The sequence below is a fragment of the Halorubrum sp. Ib24 genome, assembly GCF_002252745.1.
Classification (GTDB): domain Archaea; phylum Halobacteriota; class Halobacteria; order Halobacteriales; family Haloferacaceae; genus Halorubrum.
The window spans coordinates 1-25,500 of the sequence record NZ_NHOX01000032.1 but is presented as its reverse complement, the minus strand read 5'-3'; the positions used below and the strand labels follow the sequence as shown (position 1 = coordinate 25,500).

Genomic DNA, 25,500 nt, shown 5'->3' with positions numbered 1-25,500 from the left:
CACGCAGATCGCCCTGAGCGACGACGTCCGCGAAAATGATACCCCGCGGTCGCCGCAGTCTGTCCACCGCCTCCCGTTACGACGCCGCTTCGATCTCGTCGAGCGCCTCGGGGTTCTCGATGCTCGACATGTCGCCCAGCTCTTCGCCCTGGTAGAGCGACGAGATGGCCCGTCGGATCACCTTGCCCGACTGCGTCTTCGGGAAGTCGGAGACGAAGAGGATCTCACGCGGGCGGAACGGTTTGCCGTGTTCCTCGCCGACGAGCGCCGACAGTTCGCCGCGCAGGTCGTCGCTTCCGTCGTAGCCGTCTTCGAGGACGACGTACGTCACGACCGCGGTTCCGGTCGTCTCGTCTGGGACGCCGACGGCTGCGGCCTGGTTCACGGCCTCGTGTTCGGTGAGAACGCCCTCTATCTCGGCGGGACCGACCTTCCGGCCCGCGACGTTGAGTGCGTCGTCGGCCCGTCCGTGGAGGAACCAGAAGCCGTCTTCGTCCTTCTGGGCGAAGTCGCCGTGATCCCAGAGGTCGTCCCACGTCGACCAGTACTCGTTCAGGTAGCGCTCGTCGCCGGACCACAGCGACTTCGTCATCGACGGGCAGGAGTCGCGGGCGACGAGAAAGCCGCGTTCGTGACTGTCGGCGACGGAACTGCCGGCCTCGTCGACGATGTCTATGTCCATTCCCAGCCCCGGACCACCGAGCGACGTGGGCTTCAGCGGCTGGGTCGGCATCGGCATGAGGAAACAGCCGCAGATCTCGGTGCCCCCGGAAATGTTGATTATCGGGGCCTCGCTCCCCCCGACGTGCTCGTAGAACCACTGCCACGATTCGGGGTCCCACGGTTCGCCGGTCGAGCCGAGGAGGCGTATCGACGAGAGGTCGTGTCCCTCCACCCACTCGTCGCCGTGTTTGCGCAGCGCCCTGATGGCCGTCGGCGAGATGCCGAACGTCGACAGCGAGTGTCGGTCGATCATCTCCCAGAACCGGTCGGGTTCGGGGTGGTCGGGCGCGCCCTCGTACATGAACACCGTCCCGCCGAACGTGTGGTTGCCGATGAGCGTCCACGGCCCCATCATCCACCCGATGTCGGAGACCCAGAAGAAGCGGTCCGAGGGCTTGTGGTCGAAGCCGAAGTAGATTTCCTTGGCACACTGCAGCTGCACGCCGGCGTGGGTGTGGACGATGCCCTTCGGTTTGCCGGTCGTCCCCGACGAGTACAGCAGCATCGACTCCTGTGAGGCGGGGAGCGACTTGGTGTCGTACTCGTCGTCGCGGTCTTCGATCGCGTCGTCCCACCACTCGTCGCGCGCCCCCATCGGGACCTCGGCGTCGTCGCCGATGCGGTCGTAGACGACGGTGTGTTCGACGTGTCCCGCGTCCTCGATGGCGTCGTCGGCCGCCCCTTTGAGCGTGAGCGGCTCGCCGCGTCGGTAGAACCCGTCGCCGGTGAACAGCACCGAACACTCCGAGTCGTCGATGCGCGTGGCCGTGGCCTCGACGCCGAACCCGGAGAAGATCGGAACCGCGATGGCGCCGACCTTGAAACAGCCGTACAGGATCGAGATGACTTCCGGGACCATCGGCATATACATCCCGACGGTGTCGCCGGTCTCGACGCCGACCGATTCGAGGTAGTTCGCCACCTTGTTCGACTGACGAGCGAGTTCGTGGTACGTCACTTCCCTGACGTCGCCCGGTTCGCCCTCGAAGAGACACGCGACGTTGTTTCTCGCCTCGGAGTCGACGGCGGCGTGGCGATCCACTACGTTGTGTGCGAGGTTGATCTCACCGCCGGGGTACCACTCCGAGAACTGCGGACCCTCGGTGTCGTCACGGACCGTGTCGTACGGCTCATAGAAATCGATACCGAGATACTCTGGCATGGTGTCCCAGAACCACTCGACGCCCGACGCTTCGACGCCGTCGACCTCTTTCGTTGTCCGACGGACGAGTTCGTCGTAGTCGTCGATATCGTACGTCTGCATGAACTCGTAGACGTTTGTCGACTTGACGAACTCCCGGCTCGGCTCGTGGATGATCGATGACTCTTGCTGGATATCCTCTGTCATGGTTGCGTACCTGAAGGATGCTGCAGCAGTAGATATAAAATATCGGGGTCACCGCGGCGGGATCGTCGAGACGTGCCGGTCGACGGTCTCAGTCGACCGCCCGATCGTTCCGACCACTGATGGTCTCGGTCACTCGAACCCCCCGGCCGCTTTGTACCGACGGCCGAGGTCGACGTAGTGCCGGTGGACGCGGTCGATCTCGTCGCGTTGGGCGTCCGTGAGGGGTTTCGTCTCGGCCGGGGCGCCGTAGGCGAGGTGTCCCTCCGGTATCGTCTGCTCTTGGAGGACCACCGCGCCGGCGGCGACGATGCAGTCGGACTCGACCGTCGCGTCCCGGAGGACGCGGCTCCCCATCCCCACGAGGGAGTGGTCCTCGACGGTCGCGTAGTCGACGACGGCGTTGTGACCCACAGTGACCTCGTCGCCGATGATCGCACCGTGGAGCATCGTGAACTCCTGGACGTTCGCCTCCTCGCCGACGACCGTGGACCCGCCGTCTCCCCGAAGACAGGTGAACGGCCAGAGGCTCGCGCGGTCGCCGACCACGACGTCGCCGATCAGGTACGACTGTTCCGAGACGAAGGCCGACTCGGCGACGCTCGGTGTCAGCTCCTCGAGAGTGCGTTGCATAGCGCTACCATGAGAATGAGACGGTATAGTGCTGTCGGGACCGCTGAAACTTCAGGCAATTCGACGTCGGCCGCGGTAACCCCGGCGTCGTCGTATGCGACCGTCGCCGCTCGGGTCGTTGCCGGGGTCCGCGTGAGCGACTCTCGGAGCTGTAAGGCGAGCGAGTCGGTCTCCCGTCCGGTTCCGTGATGGCGACTGACTCGTTCAGGTCGTGATGCGCCGCGTACGCCTCGCTGACGTGGACACGCGCACTGGCCCCGTCGGTGATCGGACGGGCGTCGCACAGTCCGAGCGGGTCAGCGACGGTCGGCGCTTCGAGGACGTCGGTCGTGGATATCTCCTTCTGGAACTGGGCCATGTCGTTTCCGGGGGCGTTCCGGTGGTTCTTCACCGCGGTCGCGGCGAGGTCCGCTCGCGTCCCGCCGAACTCCTCGAAGTGCGCGCGCGCCGTGAGCGCGTACGTACCGGGGAGCGTCACGCTTATCACCGCACGCTAGTATCTCTCATGCGATGTATGAGATCCTACTCCCGGTAGACGACAACACCGATCGGGCAGCCGCTCAGGCCCGGTACGTCTCGGGACTTCCCGGCGAGACGGACGAGCTACGCGTGACGGTCGCTCACGCCTATCACGACGATCCGAGCACTACAGGCGATGACAGTTTCGACGAGGAGAGCCCGGGCGTGATCGAAGCAACGGACATCCTCTCTGCCGCCGGCATCGCGACAGAACAGAGGGAATTGTACGTTCCGGTTGCGGAGTCGATCGTGGATATGTCGGACGAGTTAGACGCGGACGAGGTCGTGCTGTGCGGACGAAAACGCTCACCGGCCGGTAAAGCGCTCTTCGGGAGCGTCACTCAGTCGGTTGCGCTCGAGTCGTCAATTCCGGTGACCATCGTCCCGGTCGAGTGAACACTGTCGGATTGATGGGTTTAGTTACCGACGGTCGTTCTCCCTTCTAGGAATGGCCTCCTATCGCCCGCTCCGACCGCGCTATGCGTTTCGATATAAGATAGTATATCTGACTGTTTCCTAAATATATAAGAAATATTATTAGACGGCCGTATCAGCGCTGCGTTTCTGGGCTCGATCACACTCGGATACGCTTCGCACGAGAACCGCAACTACCGGTCTTTCAACGCCTTTTGACCGCTCTCGATCTCGTTCGGACCAGCGGCCTAGATCGTTCCTCCCGTCTCTGGTCTCGATTTTAGAACAGTTGGAAATATGTGTGGTATCAAAACTAATTTATACTGTATCATAATATTTATGACAAATAAATATATTTATTATAGTATCCATACACGGGCCTCGACCGAATCGAACGTGACGCAGAAGTATATTATTCCTATCATAAATTTTATTCTGACAATTATGCGAAAATGGGTTCGTCTTTTTACCGGCGACTGTTGTCCCAAGTGGCCATCGCTTCGAACGCGAGCCACCGGCTTCGGGGCGGGCCGATCTCGGGGCGCCATCGGCCGCCTTCGGCGGCGTGTCTGCGAGTCGAGGCTCGCACCGCTGCGCGCTCCGCGCTCGATCACGTCGCCGCGTCTCCGACTCGGTATTGTATTTGAAAGACTATACCGTCAGATCGGAGCCGTCAGACAGACGCCTCCGCGGTGTTCCCGGCGATACTCGCGTGTAGCCCGGAAGTCGGCGTCGGAGATCGGCCGGCTTCGAAGAGTCGAGTGGTCTCGTTTCGGACGATCGGGTCGCGTCGACGTCAGCTCTCGGCGGCCGGAGACGAGGTCTCCGCCTGCTCGTACTTGTCCTCGAACTCCTGGATGAGCTGACCCATCTTCGCGTACCAGTCGTTGAGCATCCGCTGCATGTCGTCGGCGACCTTCTCCGGGTCGGTCGGCCTGTAGACGTGGTAGTACCCGCCCTGATCGTAGTTCACCTGTTCCTTCTGAATGAAGCCCGCCTGAAGGAGCCGTTGCACGGCCCGATACGCGGTCGAGCGCTCGCGGTCGACTTCGTCGGCAATTTCGTCGATCGTCAGCGGCGTTTCGGTCTGGACGAGCTCTTGGAAAACCCGCTTGTCGAGCTGTTTGAGTCCGTGGAAACACTCTAAGAGCCCTTCGCACACCATGTCCCGCTGGAGTTGTTCGGACATCGAATCTGGCATTTTGTTACCTATCCGTATGCCGTGAGCTCTTAAAAGACTTGTGTATAGATTACACAATTGTGCGCTAGCTTCGTCGGGTCGCGGAGCGACGACGGGTCCGCAACGACGGGTCCGCAACGGCGGGTCCGCGACGGCTCGTCGCGTGAGTCGACGGCCGGCCTCGACCAGAGCGGCCGCGGTCAGTCCGTCGTCGCCGTCTGTCGGCCGCGCGTCGTCCGCAGCGAGACGACCGACGTGTAGATGACCGCGGCGGCGACGACGACGGCCGCGCCGATCACGAGGACCAGTCCGACCGTCTCCATGAGCGAGTTCCCGATGTAGGACCCGATCTCGCCGATACCGACCGCGATGGCGCCGGCGAGCAGCATCCCGCCGAAGTACACCTTGATGCCGTCGGAGTCGACGACGGCGGTCGCGGCGGAGCCGACGCGGGCGCCGAGCGCGCTCCCGAACAGCAGCGGGACGACGATGCCGAGGTCGACGCCGCCGCCCTGTCCGTAGAGGTAGCTTCCGAGCCCGCCGGAGAAGACGATCTCGAACAGGTCCGTTCCCACGGCGACGGGAACCGGGACGCCGATCGCGTAGATCATCGCCGGCATCCGGATGAAGCCGCCGCCGACGCCGAGGAATCCCGACAGGAGGCCGGTCGCGAAGGCGACGGCCGTGATGACCCACGCGGAGACGCGGACGTCGCCGCGGAGCGTCACCATCGGCGGAATCCGGACCGTCCGCTGAATCGTCTTCGCGATCTCGGGGATCTCGTACTCGCTGAGGTCGCGGTCGGCCGCCTCGTGGTCGATGCCGCCGCCGTCGTCGTTTTTCAGGGCGTCACGGGTGACCAGCGCCCCGACGCCGCCGAGCAGGGCGACGTAGGCGACGCTGATGACGCCGCCGGCGAGTCCCAGCGATTCGAGGTAGTAGACGCTGGCGCGGCCGGCCTCGATACCGACGGTCGTCCCGGTGATCATGATCGCGCCGAGCTTGTAATCGACCTGCCCGAGGTCGTGGTGTTTCAACGTCGCGATGACGGCCGTCCCGAAGACGAACGCCATCCCGCTACCGACCGCGACGGGCGCCGGGTAGTCCAGCATCAGCAGGGCGGGGGTAACGAGGAACGACCCGCCCATCCCGAAGAACCCGAACAGGACGCCGACGACGAGGCCGAAGCCGACGAACAGCGCCGCCATCTCCGGGCTCGTCCCGAGGAGGCCGAGTCCGTCGGAGAGGCTACTGAGCATCCTCTTCGCCTCCGATTAGGAGTCGCATGAAGCGGGGCCCGAAGAGGCGCTCGATCCCGCCGTAACCCACGTACAGCACGATCGCTTCCAAGAGGATCGCGCCGATGAGCATGGCCGTCTCCGGGTCCCACGTGGGAATCTCTAACCCTGACATCGATCCGTCCCCCGGTCTTCGCAGTTGGAAATTCAGCTGTTGGCACATTTCTGTTCAACTTCACTGCTGACCCGTTTCACGCCTATAAACGGTTTTGGGATTATCGCACACATATATATCTAATAACCCGGCCGACCAATTCATAACTTATGCGTAAACGTTACTGCGCTCGCCTGTCCAGGCCACGACCGGTCGGCGCACGGCGCGGACATCGGTCGCATCGCAGCGGCCAGGTGACGGCTGCCTCGAGCGAACGCGCAGGTCGACTGTCAGAAACTACATGACGGCCGAATTTCAGAGGAGGAGAAGAGCGGAACCGACGTACGCGAGCCGAACGAGACCGATCCGAACGACCCCCGCCCACGCTTCACACGTCAACACCGATTTTCCGGAGGTCGACCGCTCCCGGCCGCCGACGCGGCGCAGCTCGCCGATGATGGCGCTGACGACGATCTCGATTGACGACACGACGAACCGCCGAGAACAGGACGGGCCAGCCTGCGTCGATCAAGGAACGACGAACGAGCGCCGGAGATCGAGTACGTCGCGGCCCGGGAACGAGTAGTCCATGCGCAGAGGACTGATATCATCCGCGGTGCGCCGCCACGACCCGACGAGCGATCCCAGCCCCGCCGACGAGCAACGGTTGAACGTCGAAATCGTCCAGACCTCGTCGAGCAGAGGATAACAAGCGGCCCGACGGCCAGCCCGACCTGACTACCTCCCGGAGAACGCGCAGAGCGAGCGAGCGCGAGCAACACGCGCCGGAGCCCGCCGCTCGCTCGCGCACCGATGTTCCACAGACGCGGCGCGACGACCAGCGCGGCGACGCCGGTAACGCACCCCCGACGCAGAGAGACGTCGACCTCAGCGCCCGCTGTCGAGACCGCGGGGAACGGTCCCCGGAGGCGCTCCCTCGCCCAGGAACGTGACCGGACGTTCACGAGGACGGCCGACGAGACCGGCGAGCGCCGAACGCAAGTACCGCTCGGGGACCCCGGGGACGCGGCAGGAGGCTCGCGGTCCCAGAACGCGATGCCCCCCGCACGAACGGCTCAACGGTCCAACCAGAGGGCGATTCTGCCGGATACTTTCGCCAGACGGGGTCCCGGGCCGAGCCGAGAACCGACGCCGATGACCGCGCGGTCACGGTGAACGCGGTCGCGATGGGGTACCCGCGTGGATGCCGACCGCCATCAACCCACGCGCCAGCGCTAACCAACCAGGATGACTGCCGGCGAGGGAGCTGATGTTCGCCGACAGGCCTCTCCCGACGGCTTCCGAGACGTTAGCTTCCCCTGCGTGACGGCCCGTGAACCTGAAGGGCTCCGGACCAGAGAGGGCGGCGCGCATTCCCGATGGGCGTTACGCTTCCGACGGCGGGAGCGAACGGCAGTCGCGCGCTCGACCCGGCGCCGATGCAACCCACGACATGAAAAGGCTGGCCACTGCCTGCACCGATGAAAGAGCGCGAAAAAGAACGGGGTCCACCTGGGGGTGGGGGTCAGTCCGCAGCCCGCCAGCGCGGCGCATCACGCGCACCGGGTCCTGCTCGCCAGTACCCTGGAGGTACGCGCCGACACGAACATGCCGGCGACGCCCAGAGGATGGTGAACGTTGCCGACGCCGAGAGCTCGCGTTACGCCGCGCCGGGACAGATGCTCCGACAGGCCCCAGCCGACGCCGAAGACGGCGCCGCCGATCACGACGTTGCGGTCGAAGGGCTTCAGCCGCCGTTCGTACCGGTCGCCGGTCAGCGGCGCGGCGTCGCGGATCCGCGGCATCACCGCGAAGGCGACGCCGGAGACGACGGCCGCGCCGAACATCACGAACAGCAGCCCGAAGTCCTCGAACCTGAGGAAGTTCAGCACGACCTCCGGCCGCGCCATGTGGCTGAAGCCGAGCCCGAACCCGAAGATCAGGCCGCCGACGAGGATCAGCGGCATGAACAGGGGATGTCTCTCGTCGCTCACGCGTCGCTCCCTCCGGTCGCTCCCGTTCGCGCGGTTCGAGACGCGAGCGTCTCGCGGCTCACGTCCGTTCGCCGTTCGCCCTCCGAGGCGCTCACTCCGTTCGCGCCTCGCGTCTCGCACATCACGGACTCACCCCCAGCGCCGCGACGAGCTGTGCGGTCAGGATCGCGACCGCGAGGAACGTCGCCACGCCGACGCGCGACGTCTTCGACGCCGACCCGACGCCGCAGACGCCGTGCCCCGAGGTGCACCCCTTCCCGATTCGGGTTCCGATGCCGACGAGTATCCCGCCGAAGAACAGTCGCCACGGCTGGACGTCGGTCAGCCACAGGGTCACGCCCGCGAGCTCGTACGTCCGCCCGGTGGTTCCGGGCTGGTAGAGCGACGTCGTGATGGCGCCCGACTGGACCGTCGCCGCGAACGCCGCGCCGCCGAGGACGATCCCGAGTGTGAACACGACGCGCCAGTCGCGAGAGCTCACGTACCGCCGGAACCGCGACTGCCCCGACACGTACGACAGCGTCGACTCGAGGAAGGTGCTCGCGCCGGCCGCGATCCCCGTCCCGACGTATATCACGACCGCGCCGAGGCCGACGAGCAGTCCGCCGACGGCGTACCGGCCGATCCCGTTCGGGAAGAGGTCGGCGGCCGCCTGTGCGACGAGTGGGTCAGGCATCGATGGCGGTCTCAGTCATCCGCGAGCGATTCCTGGCTCGCGGCGCAGTTGTTCGGGCCGAGTTCGAGGGTGAACGCCTCGTCGTCGTCGACGGCCTTCTGCCCGAGGTTCGTCGCGATGATGTCCTCGTAGTTGGCCGGCCGCGGCGGCATGTCCGAGAGGATGAGTTCGACGAACGCGTCCTCCTCCATCGTGAGCGCGTCCATCTCCTCGACGAGATCGCCGATCGGCGCGGTGTACGTGCCGTCGTCGGCCGGCACCGCGGCGTCGCTGAAGTGGGCGCCCCCGATCAGCGTGTCGTCGGGGAGCGGCAGGACGCGCTCCTGAAGCGATTCGTAGAGCGTCCGTGCCGCGTCCGGCGCGCCGTCGTCGCCCTCTTCGAGGTCCGGGCGAGCGACGCTCTCGATGAACAGCCCGTCGCCGGTCGCGAGCAGGCTCTCGTCGACGAGGTACGAGGTCATCCCGGTCGTGTGGCCGGGCGTGGCGACGGTCTCGATCACCGCGTCGCCGACCGCGAAGGTGTCGCCGTCCTCGGCCTGGGTCAGCTCGTCGGCGTAGGTGACGCCGCGGTCGACCGCGGCCGCGGGGATGACCCCCTCGACGCCCGCCTCGTCGAGGTCGCGCACGCCCGAGATGTGGTCGGCGTGGACGTGGGTGTCGAACGCGTACCGCAGCTCGACGCCGAGGTCGTCGGCGTCGTCGAGGTAGCGGTCGGTGAACGCGCGGAGCGGGTCGATGACCGCCGCCTCGCCGTCGTCGTAGAGCAGGTACCCGAGACAGCCGGACGAGGGGCGCTGGTATTGCAGGAGCGTGCCGGCGCCGTCGTAGCCGGTGACTTCGACGGTCTCGTAGATACCGGCCCAGCCGTTCATGCCGTCTTCGAGGTGGTTCACGTCGTAGCCGCGCTCCGCGAGCTCCCCCGCGACGTACTCGCTGGCGCCGCCCTTCGCGCACAGGACGGTCACCTCGCGGTCCTCGGGGATCCGGTCGAGGACGTCCTCGTCGATCTCGTCGTCGAGGAACTCGTAGTACGGGACGTTGATGGAGGTGACGTTCTCGCCGTCGATGCGCCACTCCTCGTAGTCGGAGCCCATCCGCGTGTCGAGCAGCGTCAGGTCTTCGCCCGCGTCGATGCGTCCTTTCAGCGCTTCCGGTTCGATCGTCTCGACTTCGACATCCGGGGTCGGGAAATCGTCTGCGTCCATGTTGTACACCTCACTGTACCGGACGGGAATACAAAAGAGTTCGCATAGTAATTCAACAACCACACAATATAGAGTCGGGAGACAAACCGAAATAATGCGCTTCACACGTTTAGGAAGCGGCTCATGTGTCACCGCGGAATTATCGGCGTAACTGGTTGTTCGCGTCAAACACAAAAAACAACATTCTTTTAACGGTGGCGGGGGTATTGTGCAATAGCTCCAATACAGACCAACGGAGCAGATAACCAATGAGTGCCGAATACGATATCGCGGAGACGTTAGACGTGAAAGGCGCATCGTGTCCCATGCCGGTCGTGAAGACGAAGGGCGCGATCGACGAACTGGCCGAAGAGCAGGTCCTCGAAGTGCTGGCGACCGACCCGGGAAGCATGAGCGACATCGACGGCTGGGCCTCGGGTACCGCCGGCGTCGAACTCGTCGGTCAGGAGGAAGGCGACGACGTGTACAAACACTACGTCCGCAAGACGGAGTGACGATGAGTACCGACACATCGTCCCCGGACGGCGCGAACGCGGCGGCGGACGACGCCCCCTCCCGAGCCGAACTCGCCGCGCGCGTCGACGAACTGGAGGCGTCGCTCGCCGAGGCCACGGCCGAGGACGACGCGAAGAAGATGAGCATCATCGCCACGAAGGGGAGCCTCGACATGGCGTACCCGCCGCTGATCCTCGCCAGCACCGCCGCCGCCTTCGGCTACGACGTGACCGTCTTCCACACGTTCTGGGGGCTCGACATCCTGCATGAGGAGCGGTCGAAGAGCCTCAAGATGAGTTCCGTCGGCAACCCCAACATGCCGGTCCCGAACGTCGTCGGCGCGCTCCCCGGGATGGACCGCGTGACGACGCGGATGATGGAAAAGCGGATCGAGGACAACGACACCGCCTCGGTCCAGGAGCTCTTGGAGACGAGCCTCGACATGGGCGTCGAGTTCCAGGCCTGTCAGATGACCATCGAGTTGATGGGCTACGACGAGGACGACTTCTACGACGGCGTCACCACCGGCGTCGGCGCCGCGACGGCCCTGCAGGACATGGTCGAGGCCGACATCCAACTGCTCGTCTGATCCGCCGACGGTCACACCGCATCCACTTTCCCCCGACCGCCCCCCGTACCACTACCTTTACTCCCGCCACGCCGCTCGGATCCCCGCGGCCGCCGGCCGTTCGACCGAGTCCCCGATCGTGACGACCGTGTCTGTGACGTTTCCCTACCGGGCGCGCGGCGCGCGGCGCAAGTCTCTTCACTGGTACGTATGATATGTTCGTCACATAGCAACCGTTTCCATGCTACACTGCCACAACGTTTTATGACATCGTCCGACCGGCTGCGGCTCGACTTCGTCTGCGTCCACAACGCGGGGCGGAGTCAGATGGCCGCCGCATTCGCGGAGCGCGAGCGCGACGAGCGGGACCTCACCGACGTCGTCGAGATCCACTCGGGCGGCACGGAACCGGCGGACGCCGTGCACGATCCGGTCGTCGAGGCGATGGCCGAGGTCGGTATCGACATCTCGGACCGGCGCCCGAAATGGGTCGCCGACCTCGAACAGCTCGCGGACAGCGACTACGTGGTCACGATGGGCTGTTCGATCATGCACTTCGAGCCAGCGCAGTACGGCGTCGAATCCCGCGACTGGGACCTCGTCAACCCCGACGGAGAGGACATCGACACCGTTCGCGCGGTCCGCGAGGAGATCGAGGAAAAGGTGAGCGCGCTGTTCGACGAGATCGAGGGTTCCGCCGCGGACGGACGAGTCGAGGCGGACGAATCGGGCGGCTTCGTCGCGTCGCTCCGCGAGTCGCTGTCGCGCTGACCGCCCCCGGCCCGCACCGGCGGATCGCCCGGTCGCCGGCCCCGGCGGCGCCGCGTCAGCGCTCCCCGTCGCTCTCGCGCTCGCGGCCGATCGCGCCCGAGAGCGCCAGCAGGTAACCGAACCCGTGTTGCACGTCGGGGTCCCGGAGCCCGCGGACCAGCCCCACGGGTCCGACCTGTTCCGGCGGCTCGCGCTCCGCTTCGCCGAGGCTCGTCAGCAGCGTCTCGACGCTGTCGCGCGAGTCGTCGTCCGCGGCCGTCTGCGCGACCTCGCCGAGCGCGGCCCCGGTGCCGGCCAGCGAGGTCACCATCTCGTCGTCGAGGGCGGCCGTCGCGAGCGACCCGACCTGCGCCAGCTCCGCCAGCTCGTCCAACGCGCCGCTCCGCTGGAGCTCGGTCAGCGTCTCAAGCGCCTCGCGCAGTTCGTCGCCGTTCTCGCCGACCGCCGCGGCCAGCCCGACCGTCTCGTCGGTCGCGATCCCGTCCGCGGACTCCGCGAGGGTCGCGCCCGTCGCCGACAGCTCGCGGACCATCTCGTCGTCGAGCGCGTTCTCCCCGAGCGAGAGCACGTCGAGCAGCTCGTTGACCGCGTCGAGCCGCTCGACGAACTCGGCGACGGCCTCCGGGTTCTCCTCGATCGCCGCCTCGAGGTCGCTCCGCTCGGAGAACTGCTCTTCGGACATGGTCAGAGCAACCCCCGTGCGGTGAGCCAGTACGACTCGTTGTACGCCAGCTTCGACCAGTGGAGCTTCTGCGAGGGCGGCGCCGGCGACGGCGGGTTCTCGTAGTCGAACTCGACGAACGAGGCCGCGTCCATGCCCGTCTCGATGAAGCACAGCGTCTTGCCGTCGTAGGTGGCGGTCGCCGGCCGCCCGCGGTCGTCGCTGGCGAGCCGCTCCCCGACGACCCCGGCCTGGTAGTGCGCCACGCTGCCGGCGTTCGGAACGCCGGTGGCCGCGGTGTCGCCGAGCGCGTAGACGTCGTCCGCGGCCTCGGCCTCGAGCGTGTGTTTATTCACGTCGACCCAGCCGTCGTCGCCGAGCCCAGCCTCCTCGATCAGGTCGACGCCGGCGTGCGGCGGGATCGACACGAGGAGGTCGTAGCCGAGCTCGGTCCCCTCCATCGAGGTGATCGTCCCCGCGTCGGGGTCGACCGACTCGGCGTTGAAGAACGTCTCCACGTCGATGCCGCGCTCGTCCATGATCGGCCTCGCCCACTCCGCGATGTGGGGGTTGCCGTGGACGCGCTGGATCGGGTACGTGTAGGTGACCTCGACGTCCTCGCGGAGCCCGCGCTTCCGGAACCAGTCGTCGATCATGAAGACGAACTCGAGGGGCGCCGCGGGGCACATGTGGGGCGTGCCGACGACGCTCAACACGATCTCGCCCTCGGTGAACGACAGCAGCTCGTCCCGGAGCTCGGTCGCGCCCGACTCGCTGTAGTAGTCGTGTCCGCCCTCCGCGAGGCCGGGGATCCGTTCGGGCTCCAGCGTCGACCCCGTCGCTAACACGAGGTAGTCGTACTCCATCGACGGGCCGTCGTCGAACCGGAGCCGCTTGGCGTCGGTGTCGACGTCGCTCACGCGGTCGATCCGGAGGTCGACCGCGTCGTCGACCAGCTCGTCGAGGCGCCGGCGGCCGTCCGCCGGCTCGCGCTGACCGAAGGGGACGTACAGCCACACCGGCTTATACACCTGCTCGGGGCCGTCGTTGACGAGGATGACCTCCACGTCGCCGGCGTCGAGCTCCGGTTCGAGGCGGTCGGCGAGGTCGTTCGCGAGGACCGAACCGCCGGTCCCGCCGCCGACGATGACGATGCGTTCCGTCATGCTTTCTCCACGTAGAACGCGGCGTGGTCGTCGCGCTCTTCGACGGCGAGCAGGTCGTTCCCGGACTCCTCGGCCCACTCCGGGACGTCGGTGTGCGACTGCTCGTTGTCGCTCAAGAGCCGTATCACCGCGCCGGAATCGACGCCCCGGATCGCGCCGATGAGGTCCATCAGAGGACCGGGGCAGGCGGCGCCTCTGGAATCGACGGTCTCGTCTGGTTCTATCTCCGTCATAGATGTGAGTTGGAGCCGGTTGACATTAGTATTGCGCTTCAATTCCAAGTCCGTGAAAAACCGGTCGACAAGGCGCGCCGCGGACGACTCGTACGACGCGGACGCCCGCGTCAGATCACCTCGTGTCACCCGACTTCACCCCGATTCGCCTCACCGCTCCGACGCCGCCGCCCACGCCGACGGGAGCCGCGCGTAGACGACGGCGTTGCCGACGAGCGCGTCGACGGGCACGTACTCGTCTGCGGCGTGGACGGTGTCGGTTCCGAGCGCGAACTCGACGGTCGGAATCCCGGCGTTTCGGAGCGTCTTCGCGTCCCCGCCGCCCGTCGCGCTCCGCCGGAAGACGGGCTCGCCCGTGACGTCGGCCGCCGTCGACGCCACCGCCTCGACCAGCGGGCTGCCGGAGGGCTCCGCGGTGCCGACGCTCCACGAGACGTCGGTGATCGTTATGCCCTCGCAGCCGGCGACGCAGGCCCGGATCCGGGAGAGCACGTCGGGCGTCGAGACGCCCGCGGTCAGGCGCACGTCGACCTCGGCCCGAGCCGACTCCGGGACGCTGTTTATCGCGTCGCCGCCCTCGAGGACGCCGAGGTTGATCGAGGGGTAGCGGAACAGCTCTCGGGCGGCCTCCTCGCCCATCGCCGGGGCGTAGTAGTCGACAGACTCCTCGACGATCGGGCTCGACGTCGGCGCCGACGTCCAGCCGCTCGGAGCCGAAGCGGTCGCGCAGTTTCTCTACGGCGCCGTAGAGGCGGTCGATCGCGTTGACACCGAGGGTCGGCCGGGAGCCGTGAGCCCCCTCGCCGCTCGCCGCGAGCGTCAGCCAGATGCTGCCGCGGTCGGCGACCGTGACCGAGTGCCGGCCCGCCTCGCAGGTGGGCTCGCCGATCACGCAGGCGTCCGCGTCGAGCCGCCCGGCCTCCAACAACGCCGGCAGTCCCGCGTCGCCGCCGACCTCCTCGTCGCTCACGAGCGCGAACAGCAGGTCGACCGGCGGCTCGGCGTCGGTCACCGCGAACGACCGGACCGCGAACAGCATCGACGCCACGGCGCCCTTCATATCGGTCGCGCCGCGGCCGTAGACGCGGTCGTCCGCGAGCTCGCCGAGCGGGTCGCGGGTCCACGCGCCGGCGTCGAACGGCACCGTGTCGAGGTGGCCGTTGTACAGCAGGGTCCGGTCGGACTCCCCGGCGACGCGAACGAGGAGGTTCGGCTTCGCCGGGTCGACCGCGAAGCGCTCGACATCGACCGGAAGGGGGTCGAGGAATCGCTCGATCGCGTCGACCACCGCTCGCGTGTCGCCCGGCGGGTTCGAACTGTCGACCGCGAGGAGGTCGAGCGCGAGGTCGGTCAGCTCGGCGCGGTCGTCTCGGACGTGCGCGACCGGCGGCGCGTCGCTCATCGGCGACCGAGCCCCCGACTCGGTTCGGATCCGTTCATCGGTCCGGACTGCTCACGCGTGCTCCTCGATCGCGGAGCGGAGGCGCGACTCGTCCTGCATTCCGACGAGGCGCTCGACCTGCTCCCCGTCGGCGAACAGCAGGAGCGTCGGGACGCCGCGGACGCCGTACTCGGCGGCGAGCCCCTGGTTCGCGTCGACGTCCACCTTCGCCACGGTCGCGTCGGTCTCGGCGGCGATCGACTCGACGACCGGTTCGAGCATCTGGCACGGGCCGCACCAGTCGGCGTAGAAGTCGACCAACACGACCGACCGCTCGGAGACGGTCTCGCTCAGTTCCGCCTTCCCGGCGACCGGAACGGGCTCGGAGGGACTCGTCGACTCCGTCTCGTCGGTCGCTTCCGTCCCGTCTCGGTTCCGAAGCTCCTCGAGCTTCCGTCGTCGGATCTCATCGATCTCTTCGGCCATCGGCGCCACGTACGGTCCGTGCCGACTTAGATGTTTGCGTGATTAACACAATATTGGTCCGCTCGACCGAACCGCGCGCCGCGACGCTGCCGCGACGCCGCCCTTGCCGCCGGTCGGGGGCGGAGTCGGTCAGGCCTCCTCCGCGGTCGGCAGCGTGATCCGGAGGACGGTCCCGGTCGGCTCGTTCTCCAGCAGTTCGAACGTCCCGTCCGACGTCTCGACGGTCCAGTAGATTATCCAGAGCCCGAGCCCCTGCGTGTGGACGAGCGCCGTCTCCGCCGAGCCCTCGATCGCGTCCACCTCGTACCCCGGGATCCCCGCTCCGGTGTCGGCGACCTCCACGACCGCCGCTCCCGTCCGGTCGGTGCGGAGCGTGACGGTGACCGCGACGTCGGTCGGCGTGTGCTCGGCCGCGTTGCGGAGCGCCTCCTCGATCGCCGTCGGAAGCGCCGGGTGCGACGACACGCGCGGGTCGCCGTCGAACTCGGTCCCGATCGACACGTCCGGAGACGCCGCCGCGACCGCGTCGATCCGCTCCTCCAAGAGCTCCCGGAGGCGGAACGTCTCGCGCTGGTCGGTGTTCCAGATCGAGACGATCTCCCGCGTGCGGTCGGTCGTCTCGAGGAGACCGTTCAGGTGCGTCCGCGCGGTTCGCACGTCCTCGGCCGTCTCCGGGCCGTGGTCGCGCCGTTCGATCCTGTCCAAGTTGCCGAGCGCGACGCAGAGCTCGTTGCGGAGGTTGTGCCGCAGCACGCGCTGGTTGATCGTCAGCAGCTTCGTCAGGTCGCGGGCCTCGCTGAGCCGCTCGTCGGCCTCGACCGCGTACAGCCCGCCCCGGATGCCGACCGCGGAGCCGAGCGCGGTCGCGAACGCGAGGAGGAAGGAGAGCTCCCCCTCCTGTCCCTCCACCGCCCATATCAGCCAGACGGCGAACGCGAGGAGCGCGAACGACCCGGCCACGGTGACCGCCAACCGCAGCGCCCGCCACTTCCCCGAGCGGGATATCGGCCGGTTCGGAAGCTTGTACGCCGTCGCGACCACCAAGAGGGCGATACCGCAGATCACGAACGCCTCCAGTCCCGTCCCGAGCCCCTCGCCCTCGGTCGCGAGGTGAGCGAGGCCGAGCCCGAAACAGAGCGCCCCCAGCGCGCAGACTCCGTGCTGCGGACGGATCCGAAGACGTGGGAGCGACACGGGTGGGTATACGAACAGTGGTATAAAGAATTTGGCCTGTCGGGCGGCGTACCCGCGAGCGACAGCGGATGAGTAAAAATCAGTCTAACGACACGTATCGGGCCAGACGCCACCGGGCCCCGGTATCGGATCCCCGTCGTAGGCCGCCCGGGTCGCGCCCACCGGTCGGTCTCGTAGCCGTCGAGCCAGCCCGTCACGGCTCCGTTGAGCGCTCCGGTCGTACTCCCGAGATTCAGCAGCTGGTAGCCGTTCGCCGCCTTCTCGTCGACGTCGTCCGCGTCGAACCCGAGCCCGCCGAGGGGCACGTCCGCGGCGATGGCCTTCGACCGGACCGTCTCGACAGCCTCCCGGACCTCCGGATGGCCGATCTCGCCGGGGTGGCCGAGCGAGACCGACAGGTCGAACGGCCCGACGAAGACGAAGCCGAGCTCCGGGACCGCGAGGATGTCGTCGAGGTTCGCGACGGCCGCCTCGGTCTCGATCGTCGCGCCGACGAGCGTCTCCGCGTCCTCGGTCGCGATGTAGCCGTCGGCGAGCCCCCAGCGGCGGGCCCGCGGCGAGCCCAGCCCGCGGTCCCCCGGCTCGCCGCCGTACTCGAACCGCGCCGACTTGACCGCCGCCCGCACCTCCTCCGGACCCTCGACGCGCGGGAGGAACACGTTCCGCACGCCCGGGTCGAGCGCCTTCCGGACGAGGGCCGGGTCGGTGCTCGGGAGCCGCACGAGCAGCTCCGTGTCGGTCGCCTCGGCCGCGCGGAGCAGGTCCTCGATCCGGCCCGCGTCCCACGGGTCGGGGCCGCCGTGTTCGAGGTCCAGTCAGACGACGTCGAGGCCGAGGTCGCCGTCGAGCTCCACGAGCCGCGGGCTGTACGCGTTCTCGAGCGCGGCGAGCGCGACGTCGCCCTCGTCGAAGGCGGTCGCCAGATCGTTTGTCGACGGTGAGTCCGTCATCGCCCGTCGGTTCGCCTCGATTCGGCATACGTCTACCGACCGGGACGACTCCCGAACCGCGCCCGCCGCGGCCGCGCCGTCCGATTGATTCTATCGCTCAGGTGAGTAATTTTATAATGGCCCCTGATGTGTAGTACTGTATCGTGTGCCGGGAGATGAAGCGCGAGCCGGCGTGGGTATCGGCGATCCGGTTGGCGATGTTAGAGGGGCGCGTCACCGTCGACGCCGTGATCGAGGAGGCGAACCTGATCGAGGGGCGCGAGCGCACCGTCAGCGACGTGTTGGAGACGATGTGCGAGCGCGACCTGCTCGCCGCCGTCGACGTCGGCGCGGACGCCGAGACCGACCTCTACGTCCCGGGGCCGGTACTGATCGAATCGGACCGGTTCGACTTGGACTTCGACCGGGCCTCCGAGGGGGGCGCCCACCGCTGGAACTCCGCCGTCTGACTTCCGATCGCGTTCCGGAGGCCGCCGGCCGACCTCCGCGCGTCGCCGCTACGCGCTACCGTAGCGTAAACTATGTCCCTGCTACGCCGTAAGGTGGAGATCGATGGGTAACCTCACGGACACCAAAGTGTCGGAAAAGAACCTGACGACGGTCCCGAAGCCCGTTCGAAACTTCCTCGACGTCGGCGCCGGCGACCGCGTCGAGTGGCACGTCGAGGACGGGAACATCGTGGTCAGGAAATCGACGCCCGAGGAGTAGACGCCGGCCGGTCGAACCGCGCTCGGAACCCGGGCGAGTCGCGGCCGTCGCCCGTCCCTCGGTCGGTCGATCAGCCGCCTCCCGCTCGGTCGATCAGCCGTCCCCCGAACCGCCCTCCGGGAGGTCGGTCGGCCGGTCCACGTCTCGGCGGACCCCCGGGTCGTCGACGGCGACGAGCGCGCTCGCGTCGTCCGCGAGCAGGATCTCGCGGCCCCCCACGTCCCCGTCGACGTCGGCGAGCCGGTCGAAGAACCGCCGGTCGAACAGCACGGGGTTCCCCCGGTCCCACTCGTGGGCGGCCGCGAGGGCGTCGCCGGCGCCCGCGGCGTGCGCCGCGACGAGCGTCTCGACGGTCTCCGGGTCGACGAACGGCATGTCGCCGAGCGCGATGACCGCGGCGTCGACGTCCGCCCCTCCTCCGGTGCCGTCTTCTCCCTCCCGAACCGCGTCGATCCCGGCTCGGACCGAGGTCGACTGGCCCGCCTCGTACGCGTCGTTGTCGACGGTTTCCACGGGGAGATCGGCGACGGCCGCCCGGACTCGACCGGCCTCGTGACCGACGACGACGACCACCGGGTCCAGCCCGGCGTCGACCAGCGTCCGAGCGGCGCGTCGGACCACCGGCTCGCCGTCGACGGTCGCGAGGAGCTTGTTGGCGTCGCCGAAGCGGCTGCTCGTCCCCGCGGCGAGCAGCACGCCGGCGACTCGGGCCCGAGCGGTGCCCTCCCCCTCGAACGGCGGCGTCGCGAGCGGGAGCCCCTCGTCGGTCATCGCTCGACGACGGGGTACGGGACGACGTCGACCGCCTCGCCGGCCGACAGCGCCGACTCGGTGAGCACGAACCCGTCGGCGCGCGTCGCCCGCGTGCTCGAGGAGAGCACGCTCGGGTCGAACGTCTCGTCGTAGACGGCGAGCGGCGAGTCGACGTGGCCGAGCGGCGTCGCCTCGCCCCCGTCGAGCGTCACCGGGACGGCGTAGGTGAACCCCGGGACGGAGATGCCGACGTCGCTCGTCACCGCGGCGTCGACGGTCGGGAGCGCGGTGTTCCCGGTGAAGAAGGGGCGCGCGACCAGCGAGGTCACGGCGTGCGCGCCGACCGGCTTGCCGGGGATCGCGAAGACGACGGCGTCGCGGTCGTCGAGCGTCGCGACCGCGATCGGCTTGCCCGGTCGCAGCGCGACCCGGTGGAAGCGCACGGTGCCGAGTTCGCGGAGCGCCCGGACGACGTAATCCTTGTCGCCGACGCTCGTGCCCCCGGTCGTCATCACGACGTCGTGGCCGGCGGCGAGCCCGGCGATCCGGTCCCTGACGCGCTCGTACTCGTCGGGGACGGTGCCCTCGTACGTCGCCTCCGCGCCCCACCCGCGGACGAGCCCCGCGAGCATCGGCGAGTCGAGGTCCGTGTGGCGCCCCTCGTGGATCTCCGTGCCTGTCGCCAGCAGGCCGACCGAGAGCCGCTCGACGACCGGGACCTCGTCGATCCCGAGGTCGCCGAGCAGGACCGCGTCCTTCGCGCCGAGCCGCTCGCCGGCCGCGAACAGCCGCTCGCCGGCCGCGACGTTGCTGCCGCGCTCGTAGACGTACGTGCCGGGCTCGGTCGGCGAGCCGTCGAGCCGGCCGTCCTCCACGGTCGCCTGCTCCTGCTTGAGGACGGCGTCGGCCCCGGCGGGAAGCGGCGCGCCCGTGAAGATACGGACGGCCTCGCCGTCGCCGAGCGCGGACGGGTCGGACTCCGGGAACACCTCCCGGTCGACCAGCTCGTACGGGTACCCCTCGGTCGCGTCGAAGGCGTAGCCGTCCATCGTGGCGTGGCTCCGGGCCGGCACGTCGTCGGGGGCGTCGACGGGCTCCGCGAGGGTGCGACCGGAGACCCGATCGAGCGAGACCGACTCGACGTCCCACCGGTCGAGCCACTCCTCGCGGAGGTCGCGGACGCGCTCCGCGGCGGCTCTCAGCGGGGTGATCTCGCCGTGACCGTGGCCGTCGTCCCCGTCGCCCCCGTCGTCGACACGCCCGTCTCCGTCGCCCTCGTCGTCGACACGCCCGTCGCCGTCAGGTTCGTCGTCGGTACCGTTCATCCGCTTCCTCCGCGTCGTTCGCGGTCGATATCGGCGCATCCGGGCGATCCTTCATGGTCAATAAGGTTTATTATGATGGTACAGAGTATCATTGCCGTGGTAATAGTATGCTCATAGTAAGGGGATATAAAAGATGACGGTGACGGACGGTCGAACGACGGCGGAAGCGGCGACCGGGGGGTGTCGCTGATGGAGTTCGACGGCGAGTTCGAGCTCGACGGCGTCCCGCCGGAGAAGGCGTGGGTCGTCCTCTCGGACCCGGTCGCGGTGCGCGACTCGCTGAAGGGGTGTAAGTACATCACCCCGATGGACGACTCGTTCGAGTGGGACTCCTACGAGGCGGAGGAGGACGTCCCGACGCTGCCGGAGGCGGAGGCCGACGACGTCGCCGCCCGGGCGTTCCGGGCCGGGCAGGACTACGCGGCGCTGATGCAGGTCGGCGTCGGCAGCGTGAAGCCGAAGTTCGAGACGACGGTGACGATCGAGGACCGCGACGAGGAGACCTTCGAGATGACGGCCACCGGCTCCGGCTCCGCGAGCGGGAGCAGCTTCAGCATGAACTCCGGGATGCACATCCATCCGCAAGAGGACGGCGACGGCTCCCAAATCGAGTGGTGGACCGAGGCCGACATCTCCGGTCGGATCGCGCAGCTCGGCGGCCGCGTCATCAACCCGGTCGCCAACAAGATCGTGAACAACTTCTTCACCTCGATCGAGTCGCAGATGACCGACGTCGAGGAGACGGACTCGGGGGTCACGGACAAGATCCGGGGGATGTTCGGATGAAGTCCGCACCGTTCGAGCACCACGAACCCGAGACGGTCGACGAGGCGGTCAGCCTGTTGGAGAGCCTCGACGACCCGACGATCCTCGCCGGGGGACAGAGCCTCGTACCGATGCTGCGGTTCCGGCTCGCGAACCCCGACGTGGTCGTCGACATCAACGGCATCGACTCGCTCGACTACCTCCGCGAGGAGGACGGCTCCCTCCGGCTCGGCGCGCTCGCGCGCCACGCCGACGTCGAGGACTCGGACCTGATCGACGAGAAGTACGGCAGCTTCGCCGACGCCGCGCCGCTGGTCGCCGACCCGCAGATCCGGAACCGCGGCACGGTCGTCGGCTCCGTCGCGCAGGCCGACCCGAAGGGCGACTGGGGGAGCATCCTCCTCGCCCACGAGGGCGAGGTGATCGCCACCGGTCCGGACGGAGACCGGGCGATCCCGGCGGACGAGTTCTTCCTGCTCCCGTACGACACGACGCTCGGCGAGCAGGAGCTGATCACCGAGATCCGCGTCCCCGAGCCCGGGCCGAACGAGGGGAGCGCGTACCACAAGCTGAAGCGAAAGACCGGCGACTACGCGATGGCGGGCGTCGGCGTCCGGCTCGTCTTCGACGACGACGGCGTCATCGAGTCGGCCGGGATCGGAATGACCGCCGTCGACATCACGAACGCGCGGGCGACGGACGCCGAGGAGCACCTCGAAGGCGAGCGGCCCAGCCCCGACCTGTTCGCGACGGCGGGAGAACTGGCCGCCGAGCAGTCGAATCCGGAGTCTGACGAACACGGCGGCGCCGACTACAAGGAGCGGATGGTCGACGTCCTCACCCAGCGCGCGCTGGGCGACGCCGCCGAGCGCGCTGGCACGGTGACGGTCGAACGGAGGGTCACACAGTGACTGACGAACGCGAGATCACGCTGACGGTCAACGGCACCGAGCACACGGTCGAGGTCGAGCCGCGGCGCCTGCTCGTCCACGCGATCCGAGAGGACCTGGACATGACGGGCACGCACATCGGCTGTGACACGGGCAACTGCGGCGCCTGCACCGTGCTGAAGGACGGCGAGCCGATCAAGTCCTGTCTGATGTTCGCCGCGCAGGCCGACGGGGCGGAGATCCTCACCGTCGAGGGGATGGAGGACCTCCCCGAGGCCGACGACATCCACCCGCTCCAGGAGGGGTTCCGGGAGGAGCACGGCCTGCAGTGCGGCTACTGCACCCCGGGGATGCTGATGGCGGGCAAGGCGCTGCTCGACGAGCATCCGGACCCGGACGAGGAGACGATCCGCGACGCGATCAGCGGCAACCTCTGTCGCTGTACCGGCTACCAGAACATCGTCCGCTCGATAGAGTACGCGGCCGCGGAGCTGGAGAACCGGGCCGCCGCCGACGGCGGCGCGGTCGCGGTCGACGGCGCGACGGACGGGGGGCCCGCGGCGTCGCCCGAGGGCGGCCACGCGGCCCCCGAGTTCGGCGGTGACGCGGACACGTTCTGCGGCCGCGAGGACTGCTGCGGCGGCCCCGACGAGGCGGACCCGTTCGACCGCGACGCGCTCCTCGATGACGCGGACGACGCGGACGGCACTGGCGACGCGGACGTCACGGGCGACGCCGACGCGGGCGCCGATGCGACCGACCGAGGTGACACCAAATGAGTAGCGAACCAGACACGCCGGACGCGGAAACGGAGTATCAGCACGACGAGGACGGCGGACCCGACCCGGAGAAACACTGCGGCCACGGCCGCGGCGGCATGGGCGAGGAGGTGACGCGCAAGGAGGACAAGCGCTTCATCACCGGCCGCGGCAACTACGTCGACGACATCAAGAAGCCGGGCATGCTCCACTGCGAGATCGTCCGGAGCCCACACGCCCACGCCCGGATCGAGGAGATCGACGGCTCCCGCGCCGAGGCGATGGACGACGTCGTCGCCGTGTTGACGGCCGAGGACTTACTGGAGCACGACCTCGCGACGATGCCGACGCTGATGGACGACACGCAGGACGTGCTCGTCAACGACAAGGTGAAGTTCCAGTCGCAGGAGGTCGCGGCCGTCATCGCGAAGGACCGCTACGCGGCGAAGGACGGGGCCGAGAAGGTCGAGGTCGACTACGACGTGCTCGACCCCGTCGTCGACGCCGAGGAGGCGCTCGAAGCGGACGCGCCGCTGGTCCGCGACGAGCTCGACGACCAGGAGGACAACCACATCTTCGACTGGGACACGGGCGACGAGGAGGCCACCGACGAGGTGTTCGACCAGGCCGACGTCACCGTCGAGGAGGACATGCTGTACCAGCGGCTCCACCCCGCGCCGATCGAGACGTGCGGCGCGGTCGCCGACTGGGACCCCGGGATGGACAAGATGACCGTCCACATGACGTCGCAGGCGCCCCACGCCCACCGCACCCTGTTCTCGCAGGTGTCGGGGATCCCGGAGCATAAGGTCCGGATCGTGAGCCCCGACGTCGGCGGCGGGTTCGGCAACAAGGTACCGATCTACCCGGGGTACGTCGTCGCCGCGGCGGCGTCGTACGTCCTCGAACAGCCGGTGAAGTGGATCGAAGAGCGCTCCGAGAACATCCAGACGACCGGGTTCGCCCGCGACTACGACATGACCGGCGAGCTCGCCGCCACCGAGGACGGCGTCATCGAGGGCGTCAAGGTCGACGTGCTCGCCAACCACGGCGCGTACAACGCGGCGGCCCAGCCGTCGAAGTTCCCGGCCGGCTTCTTCAACATCTTCACCGGCTCGTACGATATCGAGGCCGCGTACGGGTCGCTGACGGCCGCGTTCACCAACACCGCGCCCGGCGGCGTCGCCTACCGGTGCTCGTTCCGCGTCACGGAGGCGGTGTACCTCATCGAGCGCATGGTGAAGGTGCTCGCCGACGAGCTCGACCTGGACCCGGCGGAGATACGCCGGCGGAACTTCATCCCCTCGGACGCGTTCCCGTACGAGTCGGCGACGGGCTGGAACTACGACTCCGGGAACTACGAGAAGGCGCTCGACAAGGCCCTGGAGATGGCCGACTACGAGCACTACCGCGAGGAGCAGCAGCGACGGATCGACGAGGACGCGGACAAGCTCATCGGCATCGGCATCTCCTCGTTCACGGAGGTCGTCGGCGCCGGGCCCGGCAAGCAGTGCGACATCGCCGGCATCGAGATGTTCGACTCCGCGGACCTGCGCGTGAACCCGACCGGCAACGCCGTGTTGCGGGTCGGCGTCCAGACGCAGGGGCAGGGCCACGAGACCACCTTCGCGCAGATCGTCGCCGAGGAGCTCGGGATGGACGTGGACTCGATTACGGTCGAGCACGGCGACACCGACACCGAGCCGTACGGGCTCGGGACGTACGGCTCGCGGTCGACGCCCGTCGCGGGCGCGGCCGCCGCCGTCGCCGCGCGCAAGGTGCGCGACAAGGCGAAGTCGATCGCCGCCAACGAGCTGGAGGCCGCCGAGGAGGACATCGAGTGGGACCGCGAGTCCGGCGAGTTCCACGTCGCCGGCGCGCCCGACCGCTCGATCACCATCACGGAGATCGCGGCCGGCGCCTACATGAACCACCCCGGCGACGAGGAGCCCGGGCTGGAGGCCGTGAACTACTACGACCCGCCGGAGATGACGTACCCGTTCGGCTCGTACATCGTCGTCGTCGAGGTCGACCGCGAGACCGGCGAGGTCGACTTCGAGAAGTTCGTCGCGGTCGACGACTGCGGGAACCGCATCAACCCGATGATCATCGAGGGGCAGATCCACGGCGGACTCGCGCAGGGGATCGGCACCGCGATGTTAGAGAAGGTCACCTACGACGACAACGGCAACGTCACCGGCGGCGACTTCATGAACTACCTGCTGCCGACGGCCAACGAGATCCCGAACTTCGAGACGGGACACACCGTCACGCCGTCGCCGCACCACCCGATCGGCGCGAAGGGCGTCGGCAGC

26 protein-coding genes and 2 pseudogenes are annotated in these 25,500 nt (G+C 68.0%); 10 read left to right on the top strand and 18 right to left on the bottom strand.

Going from position 1 to position 25,500, the window contains the following annotated elements; translation table 11 throughout:
- Nucleotides 1-76: 76 nt before the first annotated feature.
- Nucleotides 77-2,071, bottom strand: coding sequence for an AMP-binding protein (locus DJ82_RS08350; protein WP_094558191.1), 1,995 nt, complete (start codon nucleotides 2,069-2,071; stop codon nucleotides 77-79).
- Nucleotides 2,072-2,200: 129 nt separating this feature from the next.
- On the bottom strand, nucleotides 2,201-2,701 hold the full coding sequence (locus tag DJ82_RS08345; RefSeq protein WP_094558192.1) for a gamma carbonic anhydrase family protein: 501 nt from the start codon (nucleotides 2,699-2,701) through the stop codon (nucleotides 2,201-2,203).
- Between the two features lie 510 nt (nucleotides 2,702-3,211).
- On the opposite strand from DJ82_RS08345, the gene DJ82_RS08335 reads away from it, so the two are divergent.
- The gene (locus tag DJ82_RS08335; RefSeq protein WP_094558193.1) at nucleotides 3,212-3,616 is read left to right on the top strand and encodes a universal stress protein; all 405 of its coding nucleotides are present in this window, start codon (nucleotides 3,212-3,214) and stop codon (nucleotides 3,614-3,616) included.
- 814 nt (nucleotides 3,617-4,430) lie between these two features.
- On the opposite strand, the gene DJ82_RS08330 is transcribed toward DJ82_RS08335, so the two are convergent.
- The 7 genes from DJ82_RS08330 to DJ82_RS08300 all read right to left on the bottom strand — a co-directional run bounded on the left by DJ82_RS08330 (nucleotide 4,431) and on the right by DJ82_RS08300 (nucleotide 10,081).
- Complete coding sequence (locus DJ82_RS08330) at nucleotides 4,431-4,835, bottom strand: helix-turn-helix domain-containing protein (protein ID WP_094581549.1); 405 nt, start codon at nucleotides 4,833-4,835, stop codon at nucleotides 4,431-4,433.
- Nucleotides 4,836-5,014: 179 nt separating this feature from the next.
- Nucleotides 5,015-6,073, bottom strand: coding sequence for a sulfite exporter TauE/SafE family protein (locus DJ82_RS08320; RefSeq protein WP_094581548.1), 1,059 nt, complete (start codon nucleotides 6,071-6,073; stop codon nucleotides 5,015-5,017).
- Nucleotides 6,063-6,227 carry a hypothetical protein gene (locus DJ82_RS14980; protein WP_170938209.1) on the bottom strand — a complete coding sequence of 55 codons (165 nt, stop codon included), beginning with the start codon at nucleotides 6,225-6,227 and terminating at the stop codon, nucleotides 6,063-6,065. Before DJ82_RS14980 ends, DJ82_RS08320 begins: the two co-directional genes overlap by 11 nt.
- A 294-nt stretch (nucleotides 6,228-6,521) precedes the next feature.
- On the bottom strand, nucleotides 6,522-6,695 hold the full coding sequence (locus DJ82_RS15310) for a hypothetical protein (protein ID WP_241881473.1): 174 nt from the start codon (nucleotides 6,693-6,695) through the stop codon (nucleotides 6,522-6,524).
- Nucleotides 6,696-7,759: 1,064 nt separating this feature from the next.
- Nucleotides 7,760-8,200 (bottom strand): DUF6691 family protein, encoded by a 441-nt coding sequence (locus tag DJ82_RS08310; protein ID WP_143420529.1) that lies wholly within the window; start codon nucleotides 8,198-8,200, stop codon nucleotides 7,760-7,762.
- A gap of 121 nt (nucleotides 8,201-8,321) precedes the next feature.
- Entirely contained in the window at nucleotides 8,322-8,876 is a 555-nt protein-coding gene (locus DJ82_RS08305) for a YeeE/YedE family protein (protein ID WP_094581547.1), read from the bottom strand.
- An 11-nt stretch (nucleotides 8,877-8,887) separates the two neighbouring features.
- Nucleotides 8,888-10,081 carry an MBL fold metallo-hydrolase gene (locus tag DJ82_RS08300; protein WP_094557729.1) on the bottom strand — a complete coding sequence of 398 codons (1,194 nt, stop codon included), beginning with the start codon at nucleotides 10,079-10,081 and terminating at the stop codon, nucleotides 8,888-8,890.
- 248 nt (nucleotides 10,082-10,329) lie between these two features.
- On the opposite strand from DJ82_RS08300, the gene DJ82_RS08295 reads away from it, so the two are divergent.
- The 3 genes from DJ82_RS08295 (at nucleotide 10,330) to DJ82_RS08285 (ending at nucleotide 11,915) form a co-directional block, all read left to right on the top strand.
- On the top strand, nucleotides 10,330-10,575 hold the full coding sequence (locus DJ82_RS08295) for a sulfurtransferase TusA family protein (RefSeq protein ID WP_094526060.1): 246 nt from the start codon (nucleotides 10,330-10,332) through the stop codon (nucleotides 10,573-10,575).
- A 2-nt stretch (nucleotides 10,576-10,577) separates the two neighbouring features.
- Nucleotides 10,578-11,165: a DsrE/DsrF/DrsH-like family protein gene (locus tag DJ82_RS08290; protein WP_094581546.1), complete on the top strand. Its 588-nt coding sequence runs from the start codon at nucleotides 10,578-10,580 to the stop codon at nucleotides 11,163-11,165.
- Between the two features lie 243 nt (nucleotides 11,166-11,408).
- A complete protein-coding gene (locus DJ82_RS08285; protein ID WP_094581545.1) occupies nucleotides 11,409-11,915 on the top strand; it encodes a low molecular weight phosphatase family protein in 507 nt (168 codons plus the stop codon).
- A 55-nt stretch (nucleotides 11,916-11,970) separates the two neighbouring features.
- Here DJ82_RS08285 and DJ82_RS08280 read toward each other — a convergent pair whose 3' ends face one another.
- The 7 genes and pseudogenes from DJ82_RS08280 to DJ82_RS08250 form a co-directional block, all read right to left on the bottom strand.
- Nucleotides 11,971-12,597 carry a DUF1641 domain-containing protein gene (locus DJ82_RS08280; RefSeq protein WP_094581544.1) on the bottom strand — a complete coding sequence of 209 codons (627 nt, stop codon included), beginning with the start codon at nucleotides 12,595-12,597 and terminating at the stop codon, nucleotides 11,971-11,973.
- 2 nt (nucleotides 12,598-12,599) lie between these two features.
- On the bottom strand, nucleotides 12,600-13,742 hold the full coding sequence (locus tag DJ82_RS08275) for an NAD(P)/FAD-dependent oxidoreductase (protein WP_094581543.1): 1,143 nt from the start codon (nucleotides 13,740-13,742) through the stop codon (nucleotides 12,600-12,602).
- The gene (locus DJ82_RS08270; RefSeq protein ID WP_094581542.1) at nucleotides 13,739-13,975 is read right to left on the bottom strand and encodes a sulfurtransferase TusA family protein; all 237 of its coding nucleotides are present in this window, start codon (nucleotides 13,973-13,975) and stop codon (nucleotides 13,739-13,741) included. The genes DJ82_RS08275 and DJ82_RS08270 overlap by 4 nt, the downstream gene beginning before the upstream one ends.
- 150 nt (nucleotides 13,976-14,125) lie before the next feature.
- Nucleotides 14,126-15,377, bottom strand: a pseudogene (locus tag DJ82_RS08265) (M20 family metallopeptidase).
- A 51-nt stretch (nucleotides 15,378-15,428) separates the two neighbouring features.
- Nucleotides 15,429-15,842, bottom strand: coding sequence for a thioredoxin (gene trxA / locus DJ82_RS08260; RefSeq protein WP_094524238.1), 414 nt, complete (start codon nucleotides 15,840-15,842; stop codon nucleotides 15,429-15,431).
- A 129-nt stretch (nucleotides 15,843-15,971) separates the two neighbouring features.
- Nucleotides 15,972-17,036, bottom strand: a complete 1,065-nt coding sequence (locus DJ82_RS08255) for a HAMP domain-containing sensor histidine kinase (protein WP_241881472.1) — start codon at nucleotides 17,034-17,036, stop codon at nucleotides 15,972-15,974.
- Nucleotides 17,037-17,200: 164 nt separating this feature from the next.
- Nucleotides 17,201-17,986 (bottom strand): annotated as a pseudogene (locus DJ82_RS08250) (HpcH/HpaI aldolase/citrate lyase family protein); the annotation flags it as partial.
- A gap of 155 nt (nucleotides 17,987-18,141) precedes the next feature.
- Between DJ82_RS08250 and DJ82_RS08245 the strand changes: the two are divergent.
- The gene (locus DJ82_RS08245; RefSeq protein WP_198948045.1) at nucleotides 18,142-18,435 is read left to right on the top strand and encodes a hypothetical protein; all 294 of its coding nucleotides are present in this window, start codon (nucleotides 18,142-18,144) and stop codon (nucleotides 18,433-18,435) included.
- 103 nt (nucleotides 18,436-18,538) lie between these two features.
- Nucleotides 18,539-18,694: an AbrB/MazE/SpoVT family DNA-binding domain-containing protein gene (locus tag DJ82_RS14550; RefSeq protein ID WP_141211999.1), complete on the top strand. Its 156-nt coding sequence runs from the start codon at nucleotides 18,539-18,541 to the stop codon at nucleotides 18,692-18,694.
- A gap of 93 nt (nucleotides 18,695-18,787) precedes the next feature.
- Here DJ82_RS14550 and DJ82_RS08240 read toward each other — a convergent pair whose 3' ends face one another.
- Nucleotides 18,788-19,465: an NTP transferase domain-containing protein gene (locus DJ82_RS08240; RefSeq protein ID WP_094524191.1), complete on the bottom strand. Its 678-nt coding sequence runs from the start codon at nucleotides 19,463-19,465 to the stop codon at nucleotides 18,788-18,790.
- The gene (locus DJ82_RS08235) at nucleotides 19,462-20,772 is read right to left on the bottom strand and encodes a molybdopterin molybdotransferase MoeA (protein WP_094581541.1); all 1,311 of its coding nucleotides are present in this window, start codon (nucleotides 20,770-20,772) and stop codon (nucleotides 19,462-19,464) included. Before DJ82_RS08235 ends, DJ82_RS08240 begins: the two co-directional genes overlap by 4 nt.
- Before the next feature lie 189 nt (nucleotides 20,773-20,961).
- Here DJ82_RS08235 and DJ82_RS08230 point away from each other — a divergent pair, with 189 nt between their 5' ends.
- The 4 genes from DJ82_RS08230 to DJ82_RS08215 form a co-directional block, all read left to right on the top strand.
- Nucleotides 20,962-21,558 (top strand): CoxG family protein, encoded by a 597-nt coding sequence (locus DJ82_RS08230; RefSeq protein WP_094526063.1) that lies wholly within the window; start codon nucleotides 20,962-20,964, stop codon nucleotides 21,556-21,558.
- Complete coding sequence (locus DJ82_RS08225; protein ID WP_094524193.1) at nucleotides 21,555-22,448, top strand: xanthine dehydrogenase family protein subunit M; 894 nt, start codon at nucleotides 21,555-21,557, stop codon at nucleotides 22,446-22,448. The genes DJ82_RS08230 and DJ82_RS08225 overlap by 4 nt, the downstream gene beginning before the upstream one ends.
- Nucleotides 22,445-23,206, top strand: a complete 762-nt coding sequence (locus DJ82_RS15490; RefSeq protein WP_094524194.1) for a (2Fe-2S)-binding protein — start codon at nucleotides 22,445-22,447, stop codon at nucleotides 23,204-23,206. Before DJ82_RS08225 ends, DJ82_RS15490 begins: the two co-directional genes overlap by 4 nt.
- Nucleotides 23,203-25,500, top strand: a 2,298-nt coding sequence (locus DJ82_RS08215) for an aerobic carbon-monoxide dehydrogenase large subunit (RefSeq protein ID WP_094581588.1), incomplete at its 3' end; no start/stop codon positions are given. The genes DJ82_RS15490 and DJ82_RS08215, both read left to right, overlap by 4 nt.

What these genes read in the sequence shown, in the direction of transcription:
- DJ82_RS08335 (WP_094558193.1), top strand. Translation starts at nt 3,212, where the DNA reads ATGTATGAGATCCTACTCCCGGTAGACGACAACACCGATCGGGCAGCC.
- DJ82_RS14550 (WP_141211999.1), top strand. Translation starts at nt 18,539, where the DNA reads ATGGGTAACCTCACGGACACCAAAGTGTCGGAAAAGAACCTGACGACG.
- DJ82_RS08235 (WP_094581541.1), bottom strand. Translation starts at nt 20,772, where the DNA reads ATGAACGGTACCGACGACGAACCTGACGGCGACGGGCGTGTCGACGAC.
- DJ82_RS08275 (WP_094581543.1), bottom strand. Translation starts at nt 13,742, where the DNA reads ATGACGGAACGCATCGTCATCGTCGGCGGCGGGACCGGCGGTTCGGTC.
- DJ82_RS08305 (WP_094581547.1), bottom strand. Translation starts at nt 8,876, where the DNA reads ATGCCTGACCCACTCGTCGCACAGGCGGCCGCCGACCTCTTCCCGAAC.
- DJ82_RS08285 (WP_094581545.1), top strand. Translation starts at nt 11,409, where the DNA reads ATGACATCGTCCGACCGGCTGCGGCTCGACTTCGTCTGCGTCCACAAC.
- DJ82_RS08330 (WP_094581549.1), bottom strand. Translation starts at nt 4,835, where the DNA reads ATGCCAGATTCGATGTCCGAACAACTCCAGCGGGACATGGTGTGCGAA.
- DJ82_RS08345 (WP_094558192.1), bottom strand. Translation starts at nt 2,701, where the DNA reads ATGCAACGCACTCTCGAGGAGCTGACACCGAGCGTCGCCGAGTCGGCC.
- DJ82_RS08270 (WP_094581542.1), bottom strand. Translation starts at nt 13,975, where the DNA reads ATGACGGAGATAGAACCAGACGAGACCGTCGATTCCAGAGGCGCCGCC.
- DJ82_RS08320 (WP_094581548.1), bottom strand. Translation starts at nt 6,073, where the DNA reads ATGCTCAGTAGCCTCTCCGACGGACTCGGCCTCCTCGGGACGAGCCCG.
- DJ82_RS08225 (WP_094524193.1), top strand. Translation starts at nt 21,555, where the DNA reads ATGAAGTCCGCACCGTTCGAGCACCACGAACCCGAGACGGTCGACGAG.
- DJ82_RS08245 (WP_198948045.1), top strand. Translation starts at nt 18,142, where the DNA reads ATGAAGCGCGAGCCGGCGTGGGTATCGGCGATCCGGTTGGCGATGTTA.
- trxA (WP_094524238.1), bottom strand. Translation starts at nt 15,842, where the DNA reads ATGGCCGAAGAGATCGATGAGATCCGACGACGGAAGCTCGAGGAGCTT.
- DJ82_RS08290 (WP_094581546.1), top strand. Translation starts at nt 10,578, where the DNA reads ATGAGTACCGACACATCGTCCCCGGACGGCGCGAACGCGGCGGCGGAC.
- DJ82_RS08240 (WP_094524191.1), bottom strand. Translation starts at nt 19,465, where the DNA reads ATGACCGACGAGGGGCTCCCGCTCGCGACGCCGCCGTTCGAGGGGGAG.
- DJ82_RS14980 (WP_170938209.1), bottom strand. Translation starts at nt 6,227, where the DNA reads ATGTCAGGGTTAGAGATTCCCACGTGGGACCCGGAGACGGCCATGCTC.
- DJ82_RS08280 (WP_094581544.1), bottom strand. Translation starts at nt 12,597, where the DNA reads ATGTCCGAAGAGCAGTTCTCCGAGCGGAGCGACCTCGAGGCGGCGATC.
- DJ82_RS08350 (WP_094558191.1), bottom strand. Translation starts at nt 2,071, where the DNA reads ATGACAGAGGATATCCAGCAAGAGTCATCGATCATCCACGAGCCGAGC.
- DJ82_RS08295 (WP_094526060.1), top strand. Translation starts at nt 10,330, where the DNA reads ATGAGTGCCGAATACGATATCGCGGAGACGTTAGACGTGAAAGGCGCA.
- DJ82_RS08230 (WP_094526063.1), top strand. Translation starts at nt 20,962, where the DNA reads ATGGAGTTCGACGGCGAGTTCGAGCTCGACGGCGTCCCGCCGGAGAAG.
- DJ82_RS08300 (WP_094557729.1), bottom strand. Translation starts at nt 10,081, where the DNA reads ATGGACGCAGACGATTTCCCGACCCCGGATGTCGAAGTCGAGACGATC.